13 protein-coding genes are annotated in these 23,722 nt (G+C 55.1%); 9 read left to right on the top strand and 4 right to left on the bottom strand.

Annotated features, from left to right (window positions below; all coding sequences use genetic code 11):
- Nucleotides 1-11: 11 nt before the first annotated feature.
- Nucleotides 12-1,919, bottom strand: a complete 1,908-nt coding sequence (locus tag NB063_RS05050) for a hypothetical protein (protein WP_250927658.1) — start codon at nt 1,917-1,919, stop codon at nt 12-14.
- 484 nt (nt 1,920-2,403) lie between these two features.
- Entirely contained in the window at nt 2,404-2,964 is a 561-nt protein-coding gene (locus tag NB063_RS05045; RefSeq protein WP_250927657.1) for an RICIN domain-containing protein, read from the bottom strand.
- A 221-nt stretch (nt 2,965-3,185) separates the two neighbouring features.
- Here NB063_RS05045 and NB063_RS05040 point away from each other — a divergent pair, with 221 nt between their 5' ends.
- Together NB063_RS05040 and NB063_RS05035 are read left to right on the top strand one after the other, a co-directional pair.
- Nucleotides 3,186-3,788 carry an ECF-type sigma factor gene (locus NB063_RS05040; RefSeq protein ID WP_250927656.1) on the top strand — a complete coding sequence of 201 codons (603 nt, stop codon included), beginning with the start codon at nt 3,186-3,188 and terminating at the stop codon, nt 3,786-3,788.
- 4 nt (nt 3,789-3,792) lie between these two features.
- Nucleotides 3,793-6,759, top strand: a complete 2,967-nt coding sequence (locus tag NB063_RS05035) for a serine/threonine-protein kinase (protein ID WP_250927655.1) — start codon at nt 3,793-3,795, stop codon at nt 6,757-6,759.
- A 181-nt stretch (nt 6,760-6,940) separates the two neighbouring features.
- On the opposite strand, the gene NB063_RS05030 is transcribed toward NB063_RS05035, so the two are convergent.
- Nucleotides 6,941-8,467: a glycoside hydrolase family 88 protein gene (locus NB063_RS05030; RefSeq protein ID WP_250927654.1), complete on the bottom strand. Its 1,527-nt coding sequence runs from the start codon at nt 8,465-8,467 to the stop codon at nt 6,941-6,943.
- A gap of 337 nt (nt 8,468-8,804) precedes the next feature.
- On the opposite strand from NB063_RS05030, the gene NB063_RS05025 reads away from it, so the two are divergent.
- Nucleotides 8,805-11,837 (top strand): FG-GAP-like repeat-containing protein, encoded by a 3,033-nt coding sequence (locus tag NB063_RS05025; RefSeq protein WP_250927653.1) that lies wholly within the window; start codon nt 8,805-8,807, stop codon nt 11,835-11,837.
- 385 nt (nt 11,838-12,222) lie between these two features.
- Here NB063_RS05025 and NB063_RS05020 read toward each other — a convergent pair whose 3' ends face one another.
- Nucleotides 12,223-12,411, bottom strand: a complete 189-nt coding sequence (locus tag NB063_RS05020; protein WP_250927652.1) for a YgdI/YgdR family lipoprotein — start codon at nt 12,409-12,411, stop codon at nt 12,223-12,225.
- 330 nt (nt 12,412-12,741) lie between these two features.
- On the opposite strand from NB063_RS05020, the gene NB063_RS05015 reads away from it, so the two are divergent.
- The 6 genes from NB063_RS05015 (at nt 12,742) to NB063_RS04990 (ending at nt 23,668) form a co-directional block, all read left to right on the top strand.
- Complete coding sequence (locus tag NB063_RS05015; protein WP_250927651.1) at nt 12,742-13,989, top strand: DUF1559 domain-containing protein; 1,248 nt, start codon at nt 12,742-12,744, stop codon at nt 13,987-13,989.
- Nucleotides 13,990-14,077: 88 nt separating this feature from the next.
- Nucleotides 14,078-17,095: an FG-GAP-like repeat-containing protein gene (locus tag NB063_RS05010; RefSeq protein ID WP_250927650.1), complete on the top strand. Its 3,018-nt coding sequence runs from the start codon at nt 14,078-14,080 to the stop codon at nt 17,093-17,095.
- A gap of 160 nt (nt 17,096-17,255) precedes the next feature.
- Nucleotides 17,256-17,864 (top strand): sigma-70 family RNA polymerase sigma factor, encoded by a 609-nt coding sequence (locus tag NB063_RS05005; RefSeq protein WP_250927649.1) that lies wholly within the window; start codon nt 17,256-17,258, stop codon nt 17,862-17,864.
- Nucleotides 17,864-19,651, top strand: coding sequence for a LamG domain-containing protein (locus NB063_RS05000; RefSeq protein WP_250927648.1), 1,788 nt, complete (start codon nt 17,864-17,866; stop codon nt 19,649-19,651). The genes NB063_RS05005 and NB063_RS05000 overlap by 1 nt, the downstream gene beginning before the upstream one ends.
- A 64-nt stretch (nt 19,652-19,715) precedes the next feature.
- On the top strand, nt 19,716-21,122 hold the full coding sequence (locus NB063_RS04995) for a DUF1501 domain-containing protein (protein ID WP_250927647.1): 1,407 nt from the start codon (nt 19,716-19,718) through the stop codon (nt 21,120-21,122).
- 77 nt (nt 21,123-21,199) lie between these two features.
- On the top strand, nt 21,200-23,668 hold the full coding sequence (locus NB063_RS04990) for a PPC domain-containing protein (RefSeq protein WP_250927646.1): 2,469 nt from the start codon (nt 21,200-21,202) through the stop codon (nt 23,666-23,668).
- Nucleotides 23,669-23,722 lie beyond the last annotated feature (54 nt).

The following is a 23,722-nucleotide window of genomic DNA, read 5'->3' as shown; positions in this document are numbered from 1 at the left end:
GTGTTGTCGCCCTATTTTGCTTGTGCCCTTCGCTCCATCAATACGAGGGCATCCGAAGCTAGCAATTTGCGGTACCAAGGCGATACTTTTTCTCCGGCAGCAACGTAGACGACAGTTTGCGGGCTAGCGAGTCGTGTTCGTATTTCGGGCGAGTTGAGGCGTTTGCCACCCATCTCGTAAATCGAGAATGTACCGGTGGCAATCCGAGTTTGCTTGACCTTCGGAACTGAAACGACACGTGTTCTCGTTTCTTCTACAAATTCGGTCACGGTGATTGACTCGCCGTTCTGTTCGACCTGTTTGCTGACCGGCACCATGACGGTGTAATTTTCCTCGACATATTCGCTCGCCGTGTTCGCGAGAACGGTCTCTCCGGTGTCGAATTGCAGAATACCGCAGAACTCGATTGGTGTGGAAGGGAAGTTGTTTTTTTGCTGTTCTGCAATCGCTTCTGCTCGCCAAGACGGGCGTCGGGCGGCATAGAGAACGAGTGTCGTGTTGTTCAATAGCGGCAAATAGCGGGGGTCGAGTTGTTGATCATCCTCGAGCCAAACGGCGGTTCTTTCTTGTTTTAGAATGCTGGCCAGTTCATTCCCATTGAGTAGACGGCCGTCGCTGCGATACGCTTCGACTTGATCGATCGCCAGGTCCACGGTAGCGGACAACAAGAAAGGTTCCGAACGGGTTCGCGCTTCGACGCGAAGCTTGGTGACCGTTTGTTCTTTGCCGTTGATGATGACTTGTTCGGTGTAAGGAATCTGAACTTCGTACATGAGTTCTTTGGATTGCCAAATCAATCGCTCGACTGTGAGAGTACCTGGGGCTTTTAAGCGTGCCAAGCAAATGTTGGGTTGTTGCGTCGGAGCGCCGGTATAGTCATTCACAATGCTCAAATGCAAATCCAACGGGGTTGGTCTGCGTGGTTGAGGAACTGACGGTTGAGAAACCGCGGGTTGACTGGGGCCAATTGGAGGCTCAGCAACAGGCGTTCCAGTGACCGGCACTGACGGCATGTTCCCAAGCGTCGTCAGGGCGGGTTCTGGTTGGACTGAGACAACGGCTTTCCAGTCATCTGGATCGAACGGTGCAACCGCCCCCGGATTGAGATTGTCTTTGGCCAAGCGATAAACGTCGAGTGTAACAACGGTATGTTGTGTGCCAGGCGGGATTGGGAAGATACCCACGCTCTTGGGTGCGAAGTTCTCCTCCGTGATTCTGCCTTGGCCACGGGGAGTTCGATCGATCGCGATCGATTGACGCACCACGTCATAAACAACCACTTCGTAAAGCACTGCCACCGGATCACGATCTAAATCTACCGCGACTGCTTCGTTTGGCTTGATCTTTATCCGCTGCACGTTGCCCGGTTGTCGCAAGTCAATAATCTCAACCCACAGTTCGTTGATGTGTTGGTTGGATAACGTCACCGTTCCCGCAGGCAAACTGGGGATGAAATTGTTGCCGATCGATCCACGATTAAAACGAGATGGCACTCCCGGCGCGAGGTTAGGTGCAGTGTAAGACGGTGTGTTGTAAGACGGTGTGTTGTAAGACGGTGGATACGCTGGCTGCGTCAGTGTCGGATTGTCGATTTCCATTTCACTCCATCGCCAAGAGATACCCGCACCGGTATCGGTTCCGATCCGCAAGCGGCCAGAATCACTCTGGGGCCAACCCAAAACTTGGCCGAGCGTGTTGCTGCTGTAGGCATCAAATCCGAACGTGTCCATTCGAGGTTCACGTCGGTAGCGATAGATCACACCGCCTGACAAGATGTCCAACTTGCGACTGCTGATTGTGGCAGTCGAATTGATACCGGTCTGAGGCTCGATTAGCTGAAAAACACTCTGTGCAGTCGATGCACTTTCTGACAAGAAACATATTGCGAAAACGGCGATAGTCATTAGGCATCGGTTCATATCTCAATCTCTTCTTTAGGTCACAAACGATCGAGTGAGCCCCTCGTGCAGCGACGGATATACTTTCGAACCGTGATACACCCAGCAAAAAACGTTCGGAGCCGACCAACGGGTTAGAAAAGCAAACAGTCAAACTAGCACGGGGGATGCGTCACAAACAACAAGAAAATCGATTTAATCCCGGCGAAACAAGCCGCGTGATCTCGTGGAGACCTCACGGCTTGTTTCTTTGCTTGAACGAATGCTCGCCATATCGTTGTCGGTTCGATCCATCGTCCCGCAAAGTGGAGGCATAAGCAGGTATGCAGGAATCATCTGGCGAAACTGCCGCGAACTGTAGGCCGGACCGAGGCTTTGCGAGTTCCGGCATTCACTTGCTCAGTCGTGCCGGAACTGCGTCGCTTAGGCTCCTTGGTCCGGCCTACGCCGAACCGATCACGATCAGCGGAATTGTCGTTATACCGAATCACTTCTATGTACCTGCTTAGTAGATCGGAGTGAGCTTGGTGAGTTTCCACAGTTGGCCGCTGTAGTTCCCGGTCGTTCCCATGAATGGTGGGTTTTCACTTCCGGAGTAGGTATCAAGCGAACGCCCTTTCCCCAAAAACGAGTTGGTCATTCGGAAGTATCCGTTTCCGACCGGCGTTAGTTTCCAAATTTGCCCCGAGTAGTTTCCGGTCCTGCCCATGAACGGTTTGTTCTCAGTTCCGGAGTACGTGTCGAGCGATCGCCCATCACCCAGGAACGAGTTGGTCAGCCGATACGTTCCGTTTCCCAGAGGAGTGAACTTCCATTTTTGGCCTGAGTAATTCCCGGTCTGTCCCATGAATGGTTCATTGTCGCCGTTGGAGTACGTGTCCAGCGCCCGGGTTTCACCTAAAAACGAATTGGTAAGGCGGTAGTAGTAGGCGACATCAATTTCTTCGACTCCGCGATTGGGCACGGGACGTGGATTGGCATCGATGCCAAACCAGGCGTTGGCGTGGCTTGCCATCGAGACGAGGGTTCCGGCGACAACAAGAGCGAGTGTGAAGAAGCGAGACATGGTTTCAATCCTTAATCGAAAGGGCGTTTTGAAGAGCCGAGCAGCAACGTTGTGCCCGGCGACATCCATGGCTCGCAAAACCCGCCGCCGACCCGCCACGACGTCAAAGAATTTCACAGATTTTCCTGCGGGGCACGACGTTGATCTGGGGCGACGCCGTGGTTGGTCTGATTGTGATATACTCCCGCTTCGCACGTTCGGACGAAATTGGAGTCCGTGATATGGAACAATTTGATCAATCAGTGACCCAATGGATCGATGGCGTTCGCAGTGGCAGAGACGATGCGGCTGCGAGCCTTTGGGATCGCTATTTCCGCCGGCTTGAGGGTCTCGCCCGTCGAAAATTTGGGTCGGCTTCGCGGCGGGTTGTTGACGAAGAAGACATCGCGCTGAGCGTGTTTGATAGCCTGTGTGCAGGCGTTCGCGAGGGGCGATTTACGCAATTGCGAGATCGTGACGACCTCTGGCGATTGCTTGTTGTGCTCACGGCCCGCAAGGCGGTCGATCAGGTTCGTCGACAAACCAGTCAAAAACGCGGTGGCGGCTTGGTTCGGGGCGCCTCGGTGTTTGCCGGCGGTGATGACAACATGCCCCAGAGTATCGAAGACTTTGTTGCCGCCGAGCCTACGGCGGAGTTCGTCGCATTACTCGAAGAACAGTTTGCCGGCCGGTTAGAACAGTTGACTGAACCGGTGCAGCGGCAAATCGCCACCAAGAAATTGGAGGGTGAAAGCAACGAAGCGATTGCTCAACAGCTGGGTGTTTCCATTCGAACCGTCGAGCGGAAGCTGAACCTCATACGCTTAACGTGGGCGGCGGAGTAACGTCTTGAATGATCGCGAGCCTGCCGTGCCGATTGGGCAAGATGATATCTTGCTGCTCCAAAAGATCGACACGATCTGTGACGTGTTTGAAAAAGCGTTTCTGTTGAATCCAGATGTCAGGCTGGAAGAATTTCTTCCAGATTGGCCACACGGTCAACTCAGACCGCTGCTTGCGCAGTTGTTGGAATTGGAACTGGATCACCGTCGACAACGGGGAGATTGCCCGGAGCCTGAGTCCTACATCAGCCGGTTTCCCGACTTTGCCGAAACGATCTCCGAGGTTTTTGATCGTTGCGAATCTGATGCGAAGAAATCCTTGTATTCGACCGTCGAAGCTGAGTCGAATACGCAAATTGAACGATATCATTCGCCCTCAAGCGGTTTGCTACCTGGTTCAGTAATTGCAGGTCGATACCGCATTGCATCCATTCTCGGCAAGGGAGCGATGGGTGAAGTTTATCGAGCTGATGACTTGAAATTAGGCGAGACTGTCGCACTCAAACTTCTGTCCCAGGACGTGCAAGCGCACCCGGCTCGGCTGCGGATGTTGACTAACGAAGTCCGTTTGGCAAGAACGGTTGCACACCCGAACGTTTGCCGTGTCTTTGACATCGGTCAGTCCGAAGATTCGCATTTCCTATCGATGGAATACATCGATGGTGAGGACTTGCAAAGTTTGATACGGAGGATCGGTCGGTTGCCGTTGACGAAGGTTCTCGAGTTGGCCCAGCAATTGTGCTCCGGTTTGGCGGCCGCGCATGAGAAAGGTGTCGTCCATCGGGACTTGAAACCGGCTAACGTCATGATCGACGGTCGGGGATGTGCGAAGCTCACCGATTTCGGTGTGGCGCGAAAGTTTGATGGCGAGGCTGATTCGGATGGATTGATGGGGACGCCGCTCTACATGGCTCCTGAACAATACTTCGAACGCCAGACCAGTCCGCAAAGTGACGTGTTTGCATTGGGGATCATCTTTTACGAGATGCTGACAGGCCGGCACCCTCATCACGTGACCAGCAAGGACGATTTAAGACAGTGGTTATCAGATCCTGTACCGCATGCGCAGCGAGAAACCGAGTCGGAAGAGGAAGCGTTGATTTGGGATACGATCCAGTGGTGCATGCAGCCCGATCCCAAACAACGTCCACCAGGTGTCGCGGCGGTGGCCCGGCGTCTGCCCGGCGGTGATCCGATCGCCCGGGCGATTGCATCGGGCACAACGCCTACCCCGCAACAAGTCGTCGCGGCGAGCAACGATCGCATGCTCGATCCCAAGCTGGCGTGGACCGTATTTGCTGTTGCGATGGTGGGGCTGCTAGTCGTGGCGGGGCTATGGACGAACTTGATCGACAAAATCGGATTGTCGGACTCGCCGCGAGCACTCGCAAGTAAAGCGAGAGATTCGCTTCAATCACTCGGCTACAACCAATCACCGGGAGACGAAGCGTTCGGATTTGAAATCGATCGCGACTATCTACGCTACCTCACCGAGCATCAACAGCGCTGGGATCGGGTGACGGATCCCAATCCGCCCGCGGTCCGTTTCTGGTATCGAAGTAGTCCTCAAGCACTGGTGCCCAGAGTGCCGGATTGGTCGGGAGAATCTTATTTGGTTGCGGACACGGCTCGTCCCGCGTTTGATACACCGGGCATGATTCGCTTGAAGTCGGATTCCGAGGGGCGATTGCTCGAACTGGATGTCCTGCCGACAGTCGGAATGCTGCGCGAAGGCGATCGTGGTGACGCAGCCAGCAGCGATTTCGAGTTGACCGAACCGTGGGAGCGACGTTTGCTGGACGCCGCAGAACTCTCGAATCTCTCTGACGGCAAGTTGCTCACCGAGCGATCGCCTGAACTGTTGCCGAGCGGGTACGCCGACCAACGCAAAGCGTGGGAGCTCAAGTCCTCGACGGAATCGCACGCAAACGAGGAGCCGGATCTGAGGGTTGAGGCGGCTGCGGTTGGCCAGCGGCCGGTGTTCTTCCGGTTGCTCGGTCAATGGGATCCCGGCAGCAGTCTTTCCGCACCCAATGCAGCCGGTTCCGGCACGTTACGCGTGATCATCATATTGGTCTGGTTTCCGATCCTGGTCGCCGGAGGTTCGTTTTTCGCGTGGAGGAATATTTGTCGCGGCCGCAGTGATCTTCGCACCGCGAAACGTATCGCACGGATCATGTTCGGCGTTGCGCTGGTGGTGTGCTTGTTGAAAGACAGCCACGTGTTTTCGGCGCTCGAATTCGACATGCTGCTCGCGACGCTCGCCGCGGCACTGATGGTGATGGCCTTCGTTTGGTGTTCCTATGTCGCTTTGGAACCGGATACGCGACGTCTCTGGCCGAGAACGTTAATCGGATGGAGTCGATTGATGATGGGCAACTACCGAGATCCCGTCGTCGGTCGTGATTTGTTAGTCGGCGCGGCGGCGGGTGTGTTGGTGGGGCTGATGAAGTTGCTTAACTCGTTGCTGCCGCTTTGGGTGGGCGGGGTTTCCGATTCGTTTGCGACGATTGTCAATTTTAGTCCGTTGATGGGCATGCGGGTCACGTTGGCTGAGATGATCGCGGCCGCGGGATTTGGCGTCTTGTATAGCTTCTTCACGCAGTTGCTGTTTTTGATGTTGCTGCGTGTTGTCTTGCGGACCAACTTGCGAGCCGGTGTCGCTTATGTCGTATTCATGTCGCTATTGGTCGCATCGCGACACCATCAGTTTTGGCTAACGATGGCATTCACGGGTGTTGAAATGACGCTCACGGTGACACTGTTCATGAGGTTCGGGTTGTTGGCCGTTGCTGTCATGCATTTTGTACGTCTGTTATTGAAATGGCCAATGACGGTTGACCTTTCTTGGTGGGGTGCTGACGCGGGCTTATTTGCGGTCATCGCAATCGCGGTTTTGACATCGCTCGGCTTGTATCTGGTTTTGGCTACGCCCACGTCGGCACTGACATCTGCCGATTCTCGCTCGGGATAATGTCCATCGTCGCCCGCTCGCTCGGGACATTGATTGTTTTAGTGCTCTTTATAGCGGAACGGCGCAAGCCGTCCGGTCCCGCATTACCGGACGGCTCGCGCCGTTCCGCTACTTTTGAAATCCCGCAGTAATTAAATCGATGTCCCCCGCGAGCGGATACACACCCCATTCTGATCGTCAGTTATTCCTTTTCCAACGCCGCAATGAGCTGCGCGGTGAGTCCCATTCCGACGGGGAAGATCACGCGGCGGTTGCTTTGGGCTTCGGGAGAACGATTACTCGGGGTGCCGTGAGCGAGCAGGCCATCGGGCGTGAGGTAGTTGGTTAATCCGTTTTTGGTTTTCAGTGCCGCCGTACGTGCACGTTCAGGAAGGATGCCTTCGCTAGCACCGATGGCGAGTGCGGCTGCGATTCCTGCGGATCCGGAGGTGTCGACGGTTTGTGAAGGGAGATCGAAAAGGTTTCGCCAGAGACCGTTGGCTTGTTGATGTTGCAGTACCCGGTCCATGGTGCGAATCGCTTCGGCCCGCAGGTCGCTCGTGTCGGTACCCTCAGGAGCTTCCGCGATACCGCGAACGAGACCGAGAAAGTACCAAGTCACGCCCCGGGCCCAGTTCTTCATGTGGCGTCGGCCGTTGGAGTTCCTCAGCCAAAGGTCTCCCTCTTCGATGAGCAATGTTTTGCGAATGCGAAATTGGTCGAGGGCCATCTCGACGAGTTGTGGGTCGTTTCGCAGTCGACCGATGAGCATGAGCGGGTAACCCACCGTGTAGGAACCTTCGGCGCTACACAGCCCACCGTCCTGGATACAACCCTCGGCAAAGCCGGATGAGCGGCGTTTGTCTTTCCAAAAATCGATCGCGAGTTGGATGGTGGGATGATCGGGACGTGTCCGAGCGATCACGGCGAAAGGGAGCGAATCTTCGATCCCATAAACTCGGTTGTCGCAGGGAACACTCTTGGGGTCTTCGTAAACAAGCTGGTCGCCATGCAAGTAAAGGTTGATTCGCTCAGAGAGAGCGTGAGCGAGCTTTTTGTTGTTGGAGACCTCAGCCAATTCATAAACACCATCCAGGATCGCACCCTCCATCCAGCCGAATGGTTGAACCGTGTCAACGCCTTCGAGTCGTTTCATGTACTCCGCCCAGCGATCGGTTTCTCCCGCCACCATGAGATGCGGTTGGAGCACAGCGGGAATGCCGGGGGTCTCCGATGTTGAAAATTTCTGTGAGGGGCCGAACAGATGGAACGCTGCGTTGCCGACGGTTCGCGTGATGAGGATGCCTTCGGCGAGAACGCGTGACGCTTGATCACGCGTGAGTGTTAATTCACCGATTTGGAAGACTGGTGAGAAATTGAGTTTGATGTTTCCGAGTGGTTCGGGATCGCTCGGGACACGAATCTCCAACAATAACGGTTCGTGGGAATCGAGTGCCGTGGCAACCCGAAGCCGGACCGTATCCCCGGTTGGTAGTTCTTGGTCGGACCACTGAACGAACGTCGATGTCCCATCGTTTGCTGGTGCGATGGCGATGGAAGGCCAACCGAATGGGACTCGTTTGTCGCTCGGAACAGGAAAGTCGGGTGATTTTTCAGACGTCGCCGGAATATGTACTGCGTCGGCGTAACTTACTTCGCTCAAAATGTTGGGACTGGCCAACAGGCCCATGATCAATCCGGTGGTGAAGATCAAATTACGAATCGGCATGAGGTAATTCTTTAAACGGAATATGAAGGAAAACATCGGTGTCACGATGACGGGTACGAAGGTCGAATGTATCGGTAGCTTGTCGGGCTTGTTACACGTGAACAGATACATTGCCTTATTCAATGCATCCATAAGCGAGTCGAGCTATTCTGTTTCGATGTTTTTAGAAAAACGGTGTTCGTTTCGCGAAATGAAATCTTGCGGGTGACTCGGGTAGGCTCGCTTGTTAATTCCAACTACCGTTCACGCAACGTTGTACTCGCCGTCAAGATGTGGCGATGTAGAATCATTCCCGATCATCCAACATTCCATTCCACTTCGCGTTGATTTCGCACTCATGATTCGACTATTCGCTGAGGTGACACCGCGTCCAGCAACACGGTGGATCATTTCCATTTCCATCGTGATGCTCATGATCACGACGTTTTCAGGTTGTTCGCAGGAAACGTCGCCCGGCGATCCTGTCAACGCATCGGACGGTGTGGGTGTTTCGCCGCTGGCGGCGATGCAAGCGGCGATCAGTTCGGGTAACTGGGACGTCGCCGATGAATTTACCGATGCGGTATTGATCGCTCACTCGCACGATCCCAAGGTTCTTGCTCAGGTCGCTCGTGTTGCACACGAAAACCAACGTCCTGAGGCCGCTGTGGGGCTGTTGGTGGATGCCGCGCATGCCGGATCGCTGGCGGATGAACGTGCCGTTTACCAAGCGGTGATGGGGCTGATCTCGGTAGGGCGAATCTTCGAGGGCATCGATCTGCTTTCCGAAGCTGTGGCACAACATCCCGATCAAGACGAAACACGGCGTTGGTTGTTTGATTTTCTGGTCATCTTCGAACGGCACACCGAGGCGATCCCGCACGGTCGGACATTGGTGCGAAACCGAAAATTCGACGTCGAGTTGCTGATGGAGTTGAGTAACACCGAAAAGCGGGATTTAGAAAACGACTCGCTCGATCAGATGGTCGAGCGAAACCCGAGCGATAAGCGACCATTGATCGGCAAGGCTAAAAAACTGTTTGATCAAGGCAAAATGACGGAAACGGAACCGGTACTGCTCGAAATTTTGGAAGCTCATCCGAAGTTTCTGCCCGCTCAATTATTGCTCGGACGGACGCTTGCGGATTTGGGTCGGTATGAGGAATTGCCGGCGTGGTTTGACGCGATTTCCGGCACGAAAGGTTACGAACTTGAATGGGCGTACTGGAGCGTGCAAGGCGATTGGGCACGTCATGAAGGCAACTTTGTGGAGGCCGCGCGGGCGTATTGGGAGGCGACTCAGCGGAATGCGGACGTGGGTTTGATGTGGGCCAAACTCGCCGCCACGCTTCGGCAGTTGCCCGAATCTGCCATGGAGGAAACGTCGGTCGAGGAGATGACGCAGACCATCGAAGCGGCACAGCAGCGTGCGACTCAGTTGAGTCAAGCGACGCAGGCGAAAAAGCGATTTGATCGTGCGGGAAGGGATTCGAGAGCCGAAGCCGCCAACGTCGCGACGACGCTGAGTCGGCTGGGGCGACCCTGGGAAGCGGAGGCGTGGGCAGCCATCGCGATGGGATTTCCTGTCTCGCCTGACGAACCCGATGTTGACGTGGAGTCGGTGCGGCAGGACATCGTCAAGTCGCTGCGTCGTGACACGCCGTGGCAGGTCACCAAGCAGCACCCGGAGTTGATTTGCGACCTCGGTCACCTGCCCAAACCGAAGCGACGATCGGATGATTCGCAACCGCGAGTCGCGTCAGCGCCAACAATCGCGGTCGCATCGATCGCCCCAACGCTGGTCAACGAGGCGGCCGAACGAGGTTTGCAGTTTTTCGGACGAACACGCGATGATTTGGACCAACCTGGCATCCCGATTTATTCCGAACTCGGGTGTGGCGGCGGTGCTATCGATTTTGATCTCGATGGTTGGTGTGACTTGTATTTGTCGGCCGCTGGCGGAACCCCGCCGCACCGCGATTCAGCTCCCAACGCGATGTGGCGAAACCAAGACGGACGATTTGTAGACGTGGGCGTTCAGACTCGAACGAACGACACCGGGTTTGGGCAAGGCGTGGCAGTGGGCGATCTCAATGAAGACGGTTTTCCCGATTTGTTGGTGTTGAATTACGGCGAAAACACGGCCTACATCAACAACGGTGACGGCACGTTCTCCGACGCCACTGCGAAGGTCTTTCCCGATCGTCTTTCACGATGGTCATCCAGTGGTGCGATCGCTGACATCGACGGTGATGGGCTCTCGGACGTGGTTGTCTTGAACTACTGCGCGGGGCTCGATCCGGTGACGGATTCGTGTGTGGACGAAGAAAAGGGCATTCACAAATCTTGTGCGCCGATCTATTTCGCCGCCGAAGCGGACAACCTCTTTCACAACCGAGGCGACGGAACGTTTGCCGATGTGACGGAGGATTGGGGCTTTCAGCCCACGATGCTGGGGCGTGGTCTCGGCGTTGTGGTTTCGTCTTTGGATCGCCAACCGGGGTTGGATATTTTTGTCGCCAACGACATGAGCAATAACCACTACTACAGCCACGCGTCGGCGGGATCACCGCGATTGATGGAGTCGGGAATCTCGCGTGGATTGGCCACGGACGACCGATCTGACCCGCAAGCATCGATGGGAATCGCTACCGCGGACATGGACCGGGATGGGGATCTGGATATTTACATCACCAATTTCGAAGACGAATACAACACATTTCATCAGCAAAACGGGAACGGTTTTTGGCTCGACCGGACGCTGCAGCAAAACCTCTCCGAAGCGGCATTTCCGATGGTCGGATTCGGAACCGAAGCTGTCGATTTTGATAATGACGGATTGCTGGAGTTGGTGGTGGCCAACGGGCATGTCGACTTTCCTGTTTCCGAGAGTGAATCGGAGTATCTGCAGCCGATGCAGGTCTATTACCAGACGACTGGCGAGCGGTTTGCCGTCTTTCCGACTCACGATTCAGGCGGATATTTGTCGGGAAAACACTCTGGGAGAGCGTTATGGACGGTCGATGCCGATCGAAATGGTAAGACGGATCTCGTTGTCACACATCAAACCGAACCGGTCGCATTACTGATTAATCAAACGCAGACCGACCACCACCAAATCGCCTTCCGATTGATTGGCCGCTCGGTAGCTCGCGATGCAATCGGTGCCATCATCGAGATCGAGCAAGACGGTCACCGCTGGACCGGCGTCATTTCCGCAGGCGATGGGTACCTATGTAGCAATGAGCGTCTGGTCCGCTTTGGGCTCGGTCAAAACAAAATGCCTGTCACCGCAAAAATCACATGGCCTGACGGAACCGAGCAGGCGATCAACACGATGGAAGTGGATCGTGAGTGGACGGTAGTTCAGGGTCAGGAGCCTTTTCTGTAGCCGATCACCGTTCCCCGTAACATTAAGCATGTCACGGAAAACGGAATCACTTTCTAGCGTGGATGAATGACGCGAGACGTTTGATCGAAGGCTGTGTTGCCTCGGTTTGGTTGGTGAGGCTGCTTATGCGTTTGCGCCTAGGGTGTGAATCTATTCGCCTGAGGCGAATCTATGTGGCCGTTTGCTCCGCAAACGACGCTTACGGGAACGCTCATTCGCGGAGCGAATGGCCACGTGGATAAGTTCACAACCTAGCCGCAAAACTTATTGATCCGATCTCAGAATGAAAGGCAATGATCGGAATCACCTTGGGATCGGATGAAACGCCATGAGGTGCTGTTTGTCCACGTGACGTTTGTTCATTGCGCGGCGTTTGCGGACCTGCTTATTTGGACATAACCTCTTTTTCAGCGTCTTCCATGCTGCGTTGGGTCATTTGTTGTTCTGCAATAATGGCTTCGTAACTGGCGATTCCTTCGGGGTCGTTCTGGCCAATGACGGCTGGTTCGCCTGATCCGCAACCGGTCAAAGCAAGGCTGCTAGCGAATAGACAGGCGAGGGCGAGCATTTTCATGGAACAATCTTTCAAAGGAGGTTCGAATCTAAAGGGAACACAGATACTGCACCTGTTTCCATGACAGCTAATGTCGGAAGGCGATGTGTTGTTCCGGATAAAATGATCGGTTTTAGGTGAATCGTCGACCGCACAAAATTTTCCTGGAAATTTCATCCATTGCGCGTGACGAGGTTGGGGGGGGCGCCATCTGAATAAGCACGCGGGTTTTCCCTTATGGCTATGTTACGCGGTGCTGGACCGCCTACGGTGGTTTCAGTTCGGCTGAAGGCAGCACGCTCGCTTGCCTTGTTTTGAAGTTTTCTACGCCTTCTGTATTGGTCCCATGACATGTTAAGAAAATTTGGTTCGAAGCCGCGAGGCTTCACGCTCGTTGAGCTATTAGTCGTGATTGCGATTATCGGAGTCCTTGTTGGGCTGTTGTTGCCGGCGGTCCAGGCGGCTCGCGAGGCTGCTCGGCGGATGAGTTGCAGTAACAATTTCAAGCAAATTGGACTTGCGCTACACAACTATCACAGTGCCTACAACCAATTGCCGACGCAGGGAACGGGCACTATGTCGGCGACAAACCACTGGTTCTGGGGCGATAAGGATGACGGTAACTTGCATCGCCTGAGTTTCCTGGTCGGATGCACACCATTTATTGAGCAGCAGGCGCTTTGGGAGCAGATCAGCAATCCGTTGCTCGGCCGGGTCGACGGCGCGACTAGCGATCCTGGTGGGACGACTCCTTGGCCTGCATTTGGTCCGACTCCTGAGGAAATTCAGTACGTTCCCTGGTCGACGGAACTTCCCGCGTACCGTTGTCCAAGTGATCCAGGTACCGGCTTGCCAGCGTTGGGGCGAACCAACTATGCGGCGTGCATGGGTGACTCGATCGCATGGTCGGCTCGCGGTGCGATCGACATCCGCGGAGAGCGTCATCCGAAGTATCAAACGGGAGACTACTACGGGTTGCGAACACGTGCGTCATTGCGGGGGGCTTTCGTGACGCTTCAGTCGACCAGATTTCGCGATTTTCTGGATGGGCTAGCCAATACTATTGCGGCTGGTGAAATCACGACAGATTTGGGCGACAACGATGTGCGGACCAGTCTGCCGAAGGCTGCTGGAGCGGTGACCGCAGAGAGCACCATCCTGCTGAACCCTTCGGCGTGTCAAGATGATACGACTCCGCTGATTGACCCAACTCGTCCGAGATTCTGGCATCCCGATACCGTGATGGGGTCCGTGGCTGCGATGCGAGGGTTCCATTGGTCCGATGCTTTGGCGACTTATTCAGGATGCTTTACGATTCTGCCTCCGAACCGAGAAAGTTGCACTTGGGATGCAAATCAGCCGTCATGGCAAAGTGGAGTTTTGGGGATGTCTAGTCGTCACCAGGGCGGTGCTCACGTGTTGATGGGCGATGGTGCGGTGAAGTTTGTTACCGATTCGGTCGAAGCGGGCGATTCTCGCGCTGCGATGGTTGAATACGGAAAGACTGGTACGCGGGCACCAGGATCCAAGAGTCCTTACGGTTTGTGGGGAGCTCTCGGGACACGTGCGTCAAGCGAAGTCATTGACGGGGAGTTCTAATGGACCATCGGTTCGTTGATCGAAATCCCACTCGACGAATGAAACCTTTGGGATTTTGAGGATCGTGTATTCAAAGACATGCCGCCAGATGCGATCGCGCATCTGGCGGTATCTGTTGGTTGGAGCGTTGTTGTCGGGGTGCGATCGCGCTCCCGATACCGTGAGTCCTTTGCAAGTGCCTCGCACGATCGAAGGATCTGCCGTTGCGCCGCGACCCGACGAGGTGGAAGGGGCCATCCCACACGAGATCAGAAAATCGGCGACGCGGGATCGTGGCTTCGCGATTGCAACCGCGGATCAACTTGCCGCGGAGGGTGACTTAGCCGGCGCATCCAAATCGCTTCAGAGCTGGTTGCTAGTCAAGCCCAACGATGTGGAAGTCTTGTTTCGATTGGCAAATGTTCGTGCAGCCAGCGGTCAGCTGAACCAAGCGATCGAGCTGCTCGATGAAATTCCCGAAGGGCATCCCGAAGCCGGTCTGCCGGCGTTGGGGCAATCGGCGGATTGGTGTTTTCATTTGCAGCGGTATGACGAGGCTGAGCGTCGATATCGGAAAGTGATCGAGAAAGTTCCTTCGGCGATTCCTCCACGCCGGCAACTCGCCTATTTGCTCAACCGCCAGGGACGTCGGCACGAAGCGGCGGTTCAACTTTACGAGCTGTGTCGCCATGGCGATGTTCATCAGGACGAGCTTCATGCGTTGGTTATTCTGACCGATGCGATGTACGACGATCCGTCGCGGCCTGACGAACTCAAGGAAGGTACTCTGCCCTATTGGCCCATCGGTGAGTGTGGCAAAGCGCGTCGGCTGTTTGCCTTGCAGCAATACAACGATGTGATTGCGATGTTGCACGATCGGGTCAAGGCTGGTGATGCGATGCCGGCGGAGTTGGCGATCTACGGCCGCGCCGTTGCGGAGGCCCAAGACGACGAGCGTTTTCTGTGGTGGCTTGCACGTGTGGATTCAGAAACAAAAGAGTTTGCCGACTATTGGGCTGCCGTTGGGGCTCACGAAGCACGACACCGCCGATTCGATGGCGCGGTGCGTGCGTTGGCGGAGGCGTTGAAACGCGATCCGTCGGACTTCTTGTCGATGGGACGAATTCGCCAACCGCTGATCGCATTGGGGCAAAGCGAGCTCGCGGACCGCTGGACCTTCCATTGGTCTGCGACACGTGATGCGATGAAATTCAATAACCAGATTGCGGGATCGGACGATCCAAATGTCGACGCTATGGGCGAGCTGTCTGCATCGTTGTCAAAACTCGGCAGGAGGCTCGAAGCCGTGTTGTGGAAAACCATTGAAAGCGGCTATCGCGGCGTCGACGCATCCGAGATCAAGCGGCTCAATGGGGAGCGTCGCCAATTGGTCGCGTCGGGGATTGGGTTTCCTACCCAAGAAGAGCGTTTATGTGGTATGGACTTGGAACGCTATCCTATTCCTCAATTTGATTCACGCTCGATCGACGCGTTGCAGTTTGATGCGGATGAAAAACGCGAAACGAAGGCGTTGTTAGCGAGTTTTCCCAACGTGGCTGATGAGGTCGGTCTCAAACACATGTATCGCGTTTCGGCTCAACCCGTATCGCGGCGGTACTCGATTCATCAAACGCTGGGTGGTGGAGTGGCCGTGATCGACTTTGATTTGGACGGTCTTGCCGATTTGGCTTTCGCCCAGGGAGCGTCCGATCCTCCCGCATTCCAAGCTGATCGATCGAATCAACTCTTTCGAAACACGGGCACGTTGTTAGTCGACGTGACGAATTCAAGCGGTACGACGGAAACTCAGTACAGCCTTGGGATGGCTAGTGGGGACTGGAATCAAGACGGCTTTCCTGATTTGGCGGTTTCGAACATCGGGACCAGCACGTTGTTAATTAACAATGGAGACGGCACGTTTACTCGCCAAATGCTTTCGCAGAATGCAAGCCGTGTTCGCGTTCCTTCATCGATAGCGATCGCGGACCTTGATGGTGATCACCTGCCCGATCTTTTTCATTGCGTCTACGTCGATGATCCACGGATCGACCGAAAACCTCCGCTGGATGCTTCGGGTCGTGTTGTGCGAGCGGTGTCGCCTGGTGATTACAGGGTGGGAGCCGACGAGGTGTTCCTCAATGACGGCATGGGCGGAATGCATCTGCGGCCGATCCATTCACAGGATCGCGATGAAAGTTATGGTCTTGGTGTCATCGTGACCGACCTAGACCGCGTTCCGGGTAATGAGATTTTTGTTGGCAATGACTTGCTTCCGAATCAGCTTTGGACGCACGACGTGAAATCGCACACATGGAACGATGTTGCAACGCTGAAGGGATGTGCCTTCGACGCTAGCGGAGTCGCGACGGGATCGATGGGGATCGCGATTGGTGATTTTGACAGCACCGGGACGCTCGACATCCACATCAGCAATTACGAACATCAAAACGCAAGTCATTTCTTATCCGAGCGAGATGCTTATCAAGATCGCAGCATTCCATTCCAGATTGCCGAGCCGACTCGTAGCTTGGTGGGTTTTGGAACGCAAGCGATCGACTTTGACAACGACGGACATCTCGATCTAATGGTCACCAACGGCCATCTCGACGACTCCGTTGAGAACCGCTCATCGTTCCATCAGCCTCCGCAATTGTTCGCGAACTTGGGAAGCCACTTTCAGCCCGCCGAGGTCGTGGATTCGTCCGGGTACTGGGACGCGAGGTACCTGGGCCGCGGGCTCGCTCGGCTGGACTTTAACCGGGACGGAAAAAACGATGCGGTCGTCACCCATATCGGCCAACGGTCGGCGTTACTGATCAACCAAACACCCACTGAAAATCACTGGTTGCAGATCCAGTTGGTCGGAACGGAGAGCGAACGGGATGCCATCGGGGCGGAGGTGCGTGTCCGCTGCGGCGAGCGAGAGACGGTGGACTGGGCCGCCGCCGGTGATGGCTACCTTTGCCGCAACGAATCAGCGATCTCGTTTGGGCTTGGGCCGGCGATGGTGCCGGTGGAAGTCGAGGTTCGCTGGCCCACTGGAAAACGCCAAGTTCACGGTGAAATCGGGCCGGATCAACGTATTCTCATTGTGGAGAACGAGCCAGAGCACACCGTGCTGTTTTAAATGGCACACAGACAAGGCCGCGCGATTTCGAAGCTTTCATTGGTCAATGCGAGTGTGTTGATCCGAAGACGACATCATCACGAAATAACCGCGAATTCGGGCCAGGAAACATTATCACAGTAACAGGTCATGCCATTATCTTTTGTTTAGGTGTGACATCATGCGTTTTCGCGCCATTTATCATTTGCGAGCGAAACCGCATTACCCCCATTCATTGCGCGATTGCCGGAGACGACTAGTGGAAGAACAGCAGGCAGGAAATAGAGCCCCCGACGAGTTCGTTCGCGAACTCACTCGGTCACAAAATCGGCTGTACGGTTTTGTGCGATGTTTGCTCTTTGATCCGAAGGACGTCGAGGATGTACTGCAAGACGTTAATGTCGTCTTGTTACGCAAACACGAAGAATTCGAGATTGGGACCAATTTTTGGGCGTGGGCTTCCACGGTTGCGCGGTTTCAAGTCTTGACCTACTGCAAGCGGCTTGGTCGCGATCGATTGGTTTTTGATGATTCGCTACTTGAGTTGATCGCGTCTGACGTGGGAGAGATGAGTGGCGAGATCGATGATCGAATGGAGGTGCTGCAAGGGTGTATGGAAAAACTACCGACGCCCCAAAGGCAGTTATTGAGCATGCGATACGAGCCCGATTCTTCGTTAAGCGTGATTGCCGAATCGCTGGACCGAACCGTCGGTTCCGTGCGTCAGGCGCTATTTCGAATCCGTGAATCGTTGCTGGGCTGCGTTCAACAAAACTTGAAGACATCGTGATGGAAGAAAACCTCGAATCGGGACAGCCACGACGGAATATGCCACGTGTCGATCGTGAGCTCGCGGAGCTGTTGTCGATGGCGCTCGATGGTGCACCCGGCGAAGCTGACTTCAAAAAGTTGCAGGAACGTTTGAAGACGGATCCTCGGGCTCGCAAACACTACATTCATCATCGATTGCTCGAGGCCGGTGTGGCGCGGGAGATGTCGGTAGACGCCGTTGGCGGGATGGTGGATCAGATCGGATTTGGTGCAGACGCAGGTCCGTCCGATGCGAAGCATTCTGTTGACCTCGCAATCGAATTGGCAGCCGACATCGAAGCTATGACGGTCACCTGCGACCAAGCTTCGTCCCCGGAGACGGGCCAAGGGAGGTCACGATTTGGGGGCTGGTTAATGCAGCATGCTGCGGTGATCGCTCCGTGGGTAATGCTCGTGGGCGGATGCGTTGCCGTGCTTCTCGAGCTGCGGACGCCGTCGTCTTTCGATAAGCGGATCGTTTTGGTGCCACCACCGGTTGAGGTTGCCAATGCGGATCTCTCGAGATCGCTAGTGACAGCCATGCTGGTCGATGAGGCGGGTGCCAAGTTTGCGGATGATCGTTCTACCGAAGATGTCGTTTTCAAGCCGGGCGAGTATGAGTTGCTTGAAGGTACGGTCCATTTGCGTTTCGCCAGCGGCGTGGACTTGGTCATGAAGGCGCCCGCTCGGCTCGCGATCGACGATTTGTTACACACGCGATTGGCGTTTGGTGCGGTGCGTGCGATCGTTCCGCCGTCGGCTGTCGGGTTTACGATTAAGACCGACGACGTGAACTTCGAAGACGTGGGCACGGAATTCGGACTGAACGTGTCGAAAAAAACCGGTGAAAGCACGATGCAAGTGTTTGACGGTCAGGTGAACGTTCGCGAGTCAAAGACAAACGACTTGATGAAAAGCGTTTACGAAGGTGATTGGGTTCGATATGCCGATGGCGAATCCAAACAAGGTGGCGAACCAGATGCTTCGCAATTTCCATCACCGGGAGAGATCGGCTTTTTGCGTTGGAAAGCGATTCGTCAACAACAAGTCGACGACCCCAGCTTGATTGGTTGGTTTCCGTTCGTGAAACAGGAAGACACAGAGAAACTGGTCAACGTGGCTCCCAATTCGAGAGTCACCGCAGGTCGTATCTCAGGGCCACGTTGGGTTTCGGGACGCTGGGCCGGAAAGGATGCGTTGTTGTTTGACCGTGATTCCGATTTCGTTGAGTTTGAAATCTTAGGTGAATACCAAGAAATCACTGTCGGAGTGTGGATGCAAGTCGATCGGCTCGATCGTGAGATGATTGCAATCTGCAATTCGAATCAGGGTGACGATGGCGACCTGCACTTCCAAATGAATCGTTATGGACTTCCTCGCGGCGGAATCATGGGTGCGCCCCGAAGTGAGATCCGTTGGGTGGGTGATCCGGTTCCGTTGGGTAAGTGGGTGCACGTTCTGTCCGTCACCTCCATCCCTAAACGCCGAAGCGACATTTACGTCAACGGCGAAATCGTAACAAAAAGCGCGCTCGGCGACGGCGACTACGACATCCGCCCGGGTGTTTGTCGATTGGGGAATTGGGTGCCCTTTGCACAATTCTCAGAAGGAGCGCCGCGCGCGTTGAGTGGGCGAATGGACGAAGTCGCCATTTGGAAGCGAGCTCTCTCCGATGAAGAAATCTCCACGTTAGTCGATGAAGGACGTCCCAGCTTGGTGTGGTCGCGTGAGAACCCACCGCTCGCACACCCGTTGCCCAAACCTTAAATCTCCGTTCGCTCTCTCTTCCCGCCTTAGTACCTACCCCTCCTCCCCGCCTCAGGAACTAAACATGTCACACTCAAGCCGCTCTAGCGATGCGCCGAATCGACTCGGATGCAAAGGCTTCCGATCGATGATGAATCGCCGGTCTGCGATCCAGGCCGGTGTTTGTGGTGGGTTGGGATTGTCGCTAGGCGATATGTTCCGTTTGCAATCGCAAGGCGGCGAAGCGTTCAGCATGACCAAGGGTCAAACGTTGAAGGACCCCAAGGCGTTGAGTGTGATTCAGTTGCACCTTGGCGGTGGTGTTCCCCAGCATGAATCGTTTGACCCGAAGCCCGAATCTCCCGTCGAGTACCGCGGCGCATTCGGTATTACCAAAACGAACACCGGTGAAATCTTCAGTGAAAACTTTCCGACGACGGCCGCGGTCGCGGACAAGTTGACGATCATCCGCGGTATGGTGGGGCGAATTCCTGACCATGCCACAGCCACGTACCATCTCTTTACCGGCTACACGCCGACCGCGGTCATCGATTTTCCACAAATGGGATCGATCGTTTCGCACGAACTCGGCAAACGCGGCGAACTTCCGCCGTATGTTGCCATCCCTAATAACCACAGCTTTGCCGGCGGAACCGGATTCCTCAGTAGCACGCACGGGCCGTTCGAACTCAACGCGGATCCAGCCGAACGCAACTACAAAGTCAAAGACTTCTCGATTCCTGAACGGGTTTCGATGCAGCGGTTTGATCGCCGCAAGACGGCTCGTGACATCATCGAGCAAAAAATCCGTGCACTCGAAGCTGATCCAACGACGTTGGACACGATGGACGACTTCTATCAGCAAGCCTACACGTTGCTGACGTCCAAAGAATCCCAGGCGGCGTTCTCGTTGGACGGTGAGACCGAAGAAACGTTCCAGCTCTACGGACGCGATGTTGTTGGGCTGAAGGGGCCTGATAACAAATTCCACCCGAAGGGACTCGCCGAGAAGATGATCGTCGCGCGGCGGTTGGTTGAATCGGGGGTTCGATTCGTCACCGTGACGTATGGCAGTTGGGATTCCCACGTCGATGTCAAAAAGGACTGCTTGGATCAGATGCCCGCCTTGGACCACGCGATCTCCGGATTGATTACCGACCTGGATCGCCGCGGGTTGCTGGACACCACGATCTTTTGGGTGACGTCGGAATTTGGCCGGACGCCGAAGGTCAATAACACGAGCGGACGCGATCACTGGGCCAGAAACTATTCGATGTTGGTCGCAGGCGGTGGTTTCGCGCCCGGTTTGGTTTATGGAGCGAGTGATTCGATCGGCGGTGAGCCGGCACGTGACGCGGTGCCGCTGGAGAACCTGATGCACACGATTTACCACCAACTCGGGATTGATGCTGGCAAAGAGTTGTTGGCGTTTGGAACCCGCCCGATCGAAATCATCAAGGATGGAAAGCTGGTCAAGGGATTGTTGAGCTAATTCGGCGAGCAAGCCTCTTACCTTTCAGATCCACACGTCCAAAATATCCTGCCTCTCCCCATCCCACCTGATTCATCATGCCAGTGCGCATCTCCGTCATTGTGTTGTCGTTGTTTTGTCTATCCAACGTATGCGTTGGGGCAATGATCAAGGCAATCGAATCCGTTTCTCCACGGATTGCTCAACGTGGTACAACCGTTGAAGTGACGATCAGTGGCGTATCACTCGACGACCCGAAAGAGATCATTTTTTATCAACCAGGCATCCGTGCCACCGGTTTGAAGGTGTCCGAAACGCCACCCAAACGACGGCACACGATGCACGGAGGCCGCATTGCCGAGTCGGTCGTTTGCCAATTTGAAATAGCCGCAGATTGCCCTCCTGGGGAACATGCGTTTCGGCTCCGAACGGCCGACGAATTGACGTGCATCGCGACGTTTCATGTCACGCCGTTTCCGGTCACGGATGAGAATGAACAAGGGCATAACAGCAACGACCAGTTCGAAACCGCGATCGAAGTCACTCCCAACGTGACGGTTCGGGGTGAACTGAACAACGGGGCTCGCGGTGATGTTGATTTGTACAAAGTGCCCGTCAAAGCGGGCCAGCGACTCGCCGTTGAAGTGGGATGTGCCCGCATCGCTGACGTCCACTATGGCGATTCGGAGTTTGATACTGCTGTCCGTGTCTTGGACGAGAACGGACGCGAACTGGCGGCCAATGACGACAACTCGCTCTTGATTCAAGACCCGATCGTGTCTGTGAAAATTCCTCGCGACGGGCACGTTTACGTCGCAGTTGGTCGGTCTATCTTTGTTCCGTCCAACCGTCCTTATTGTGTTCACATCAGCGACACGCTTCGCCCGTTGGCAGCCTATCCGCCGGGAGGTCAGGCGGGCAGCAAGGAGCGAATTCGGATGCTCGGCGACGCGTTGGGCGCGACGGATCGAATGATTCCAATTCCGGACTCCGATGGAACGTTCAACTATTTTGGTGACGCCCCCACGCCATTGCCGCTTCGCAGCAGTCCTTACCCGAACGTGCTCGAAGACCCCCGAGCGAGCATTACCGCGGTCGACGAGTTTCCAATCGCGATCAATGGAATCATTGACTCTGGCGAGGAGTTCGACAGCTATCGGGTGCACGTTCGCAAAGGTGATCGCTGGCACGTTCGTGTGTACGCCGCGACGCTGGGATCGCCAATCGATCCCCTGATTCGAATTCGGCCGATCGATGCCGATGGAAAACTTGGGAAACCCGAAGTCGATCTCGACGATGTCACGTTAGAACAACGCGATGTTTACGGGACCAACTATCGTTCTCGAAGCGGGTTGCCTGACACCCTCGATCCCTCGGTGGTTTGGGAACCGAAGCAAGACGGTGACTATGTCATTGAATTGCACGATACCAGCGGGAGCGGTGGGCCGACGGGTGTTTATCGCATCGAAATTGAGTCGCCTCGCACCTTGTTTCAAACGGTGCTCAAGAGCACCACGTTTGACTGGACGGAGTCGATGCGGGTTACGGGGCTCGCGGTTCCACAGGGCAATCGTTGGACAGTTAACGTGAATCTTCCACAGGGGCAGTGCGACACGATCAAAGGTGATTTTGACGTTGTCGCCCGTGGTCTCCCCAAGGGAATGAAACTGATCGTTCCTCCGATTCCGAAAGGGAAGATCCCTGGTGTTTGGCCAATGCAGTTCGTTGCCGACGCGGACGCCGCGCCCGCCGGAGCGGTCATCACGCTCGAAGCAATTCCTGCGGATCCCAATCAGCAAGTGGAAAGTAGATCGGTTCAGCAAGTGCCGTTCATCAACCACTCGGGTGGCGATGCGTGGAATACCGTTCGCGTGGACAGCTACATCACCGCCGTTGTCGATCCCGCACCGTTTTCGATCGAGCTAGTTAAGCCCGCGGTGCCTTTGGTGCGAGGAGGCGAACTGGCCGTACCCATCAAACTTCATCGTCAACCTGGCTTTGAAGGCGCGATCGAATTTGGTGCCGTTTGGTCACCGCCGGGGCTTGCTATTCAACCACCTCAAACGCTTCAACCAGGAGAGACGGAAGGTTTCTTGCGAGTTTCGGCGACCAATGCCGCACCGTTGACGACGTGGCCGTTAGTTGCGATCGCCAGCACAGTGCGCGACGACATCGATCCGTTTCTTGGCGTCGGGCATACACGTGTTTCGTCGGAATTTATCGAATTGACAGTTGCCGATCCGTACGTGGAATTGGCTGCGAAGCCGGAAAGCGTTCGCCGCGGCGAAAAGAAGTCATTTGTTTGGAACGTCAAGCACAAGAACGCGTTTGATGGTGAAGCCCACGTGCGATTGCTGGGGCTGCCGAAGGGCGTGACGGTCATGGAGCCCATGCCCACACTGAACAGCCAATCTAAAGAAATCCGTTTTGAAATCGAGGCCACCGACGAAGCTCTGCTGGGTTCGGCGACGGGTCTTTCATGCGAAGTCATTCTCGAAGCCGAGGGACAAGAAATTGTCCAGCGAAGCGGCAATGGCGTGTTAAGAATCGACCCCGGACAAGGCTAAGCAGGTACATAGAAGTGATTCGGTATAAGGACAATTCCGCTGATCGTGATCGGT

The sequence above is a fragment of the Aporhodopirellula aestuarii genome, from assembly GCF_023701485.1.
In the GTDB taxonomy this organism is placed as follows: Bacteria; Planctomycetota; Planctomycetia; order Pirellulales; family Pirellulaceae; genus Rhodopirellula; species Rhodopirellula aestuarii.
This window is presented reverse-complemented; position numbering and strand designations above follow the sequence as displayed.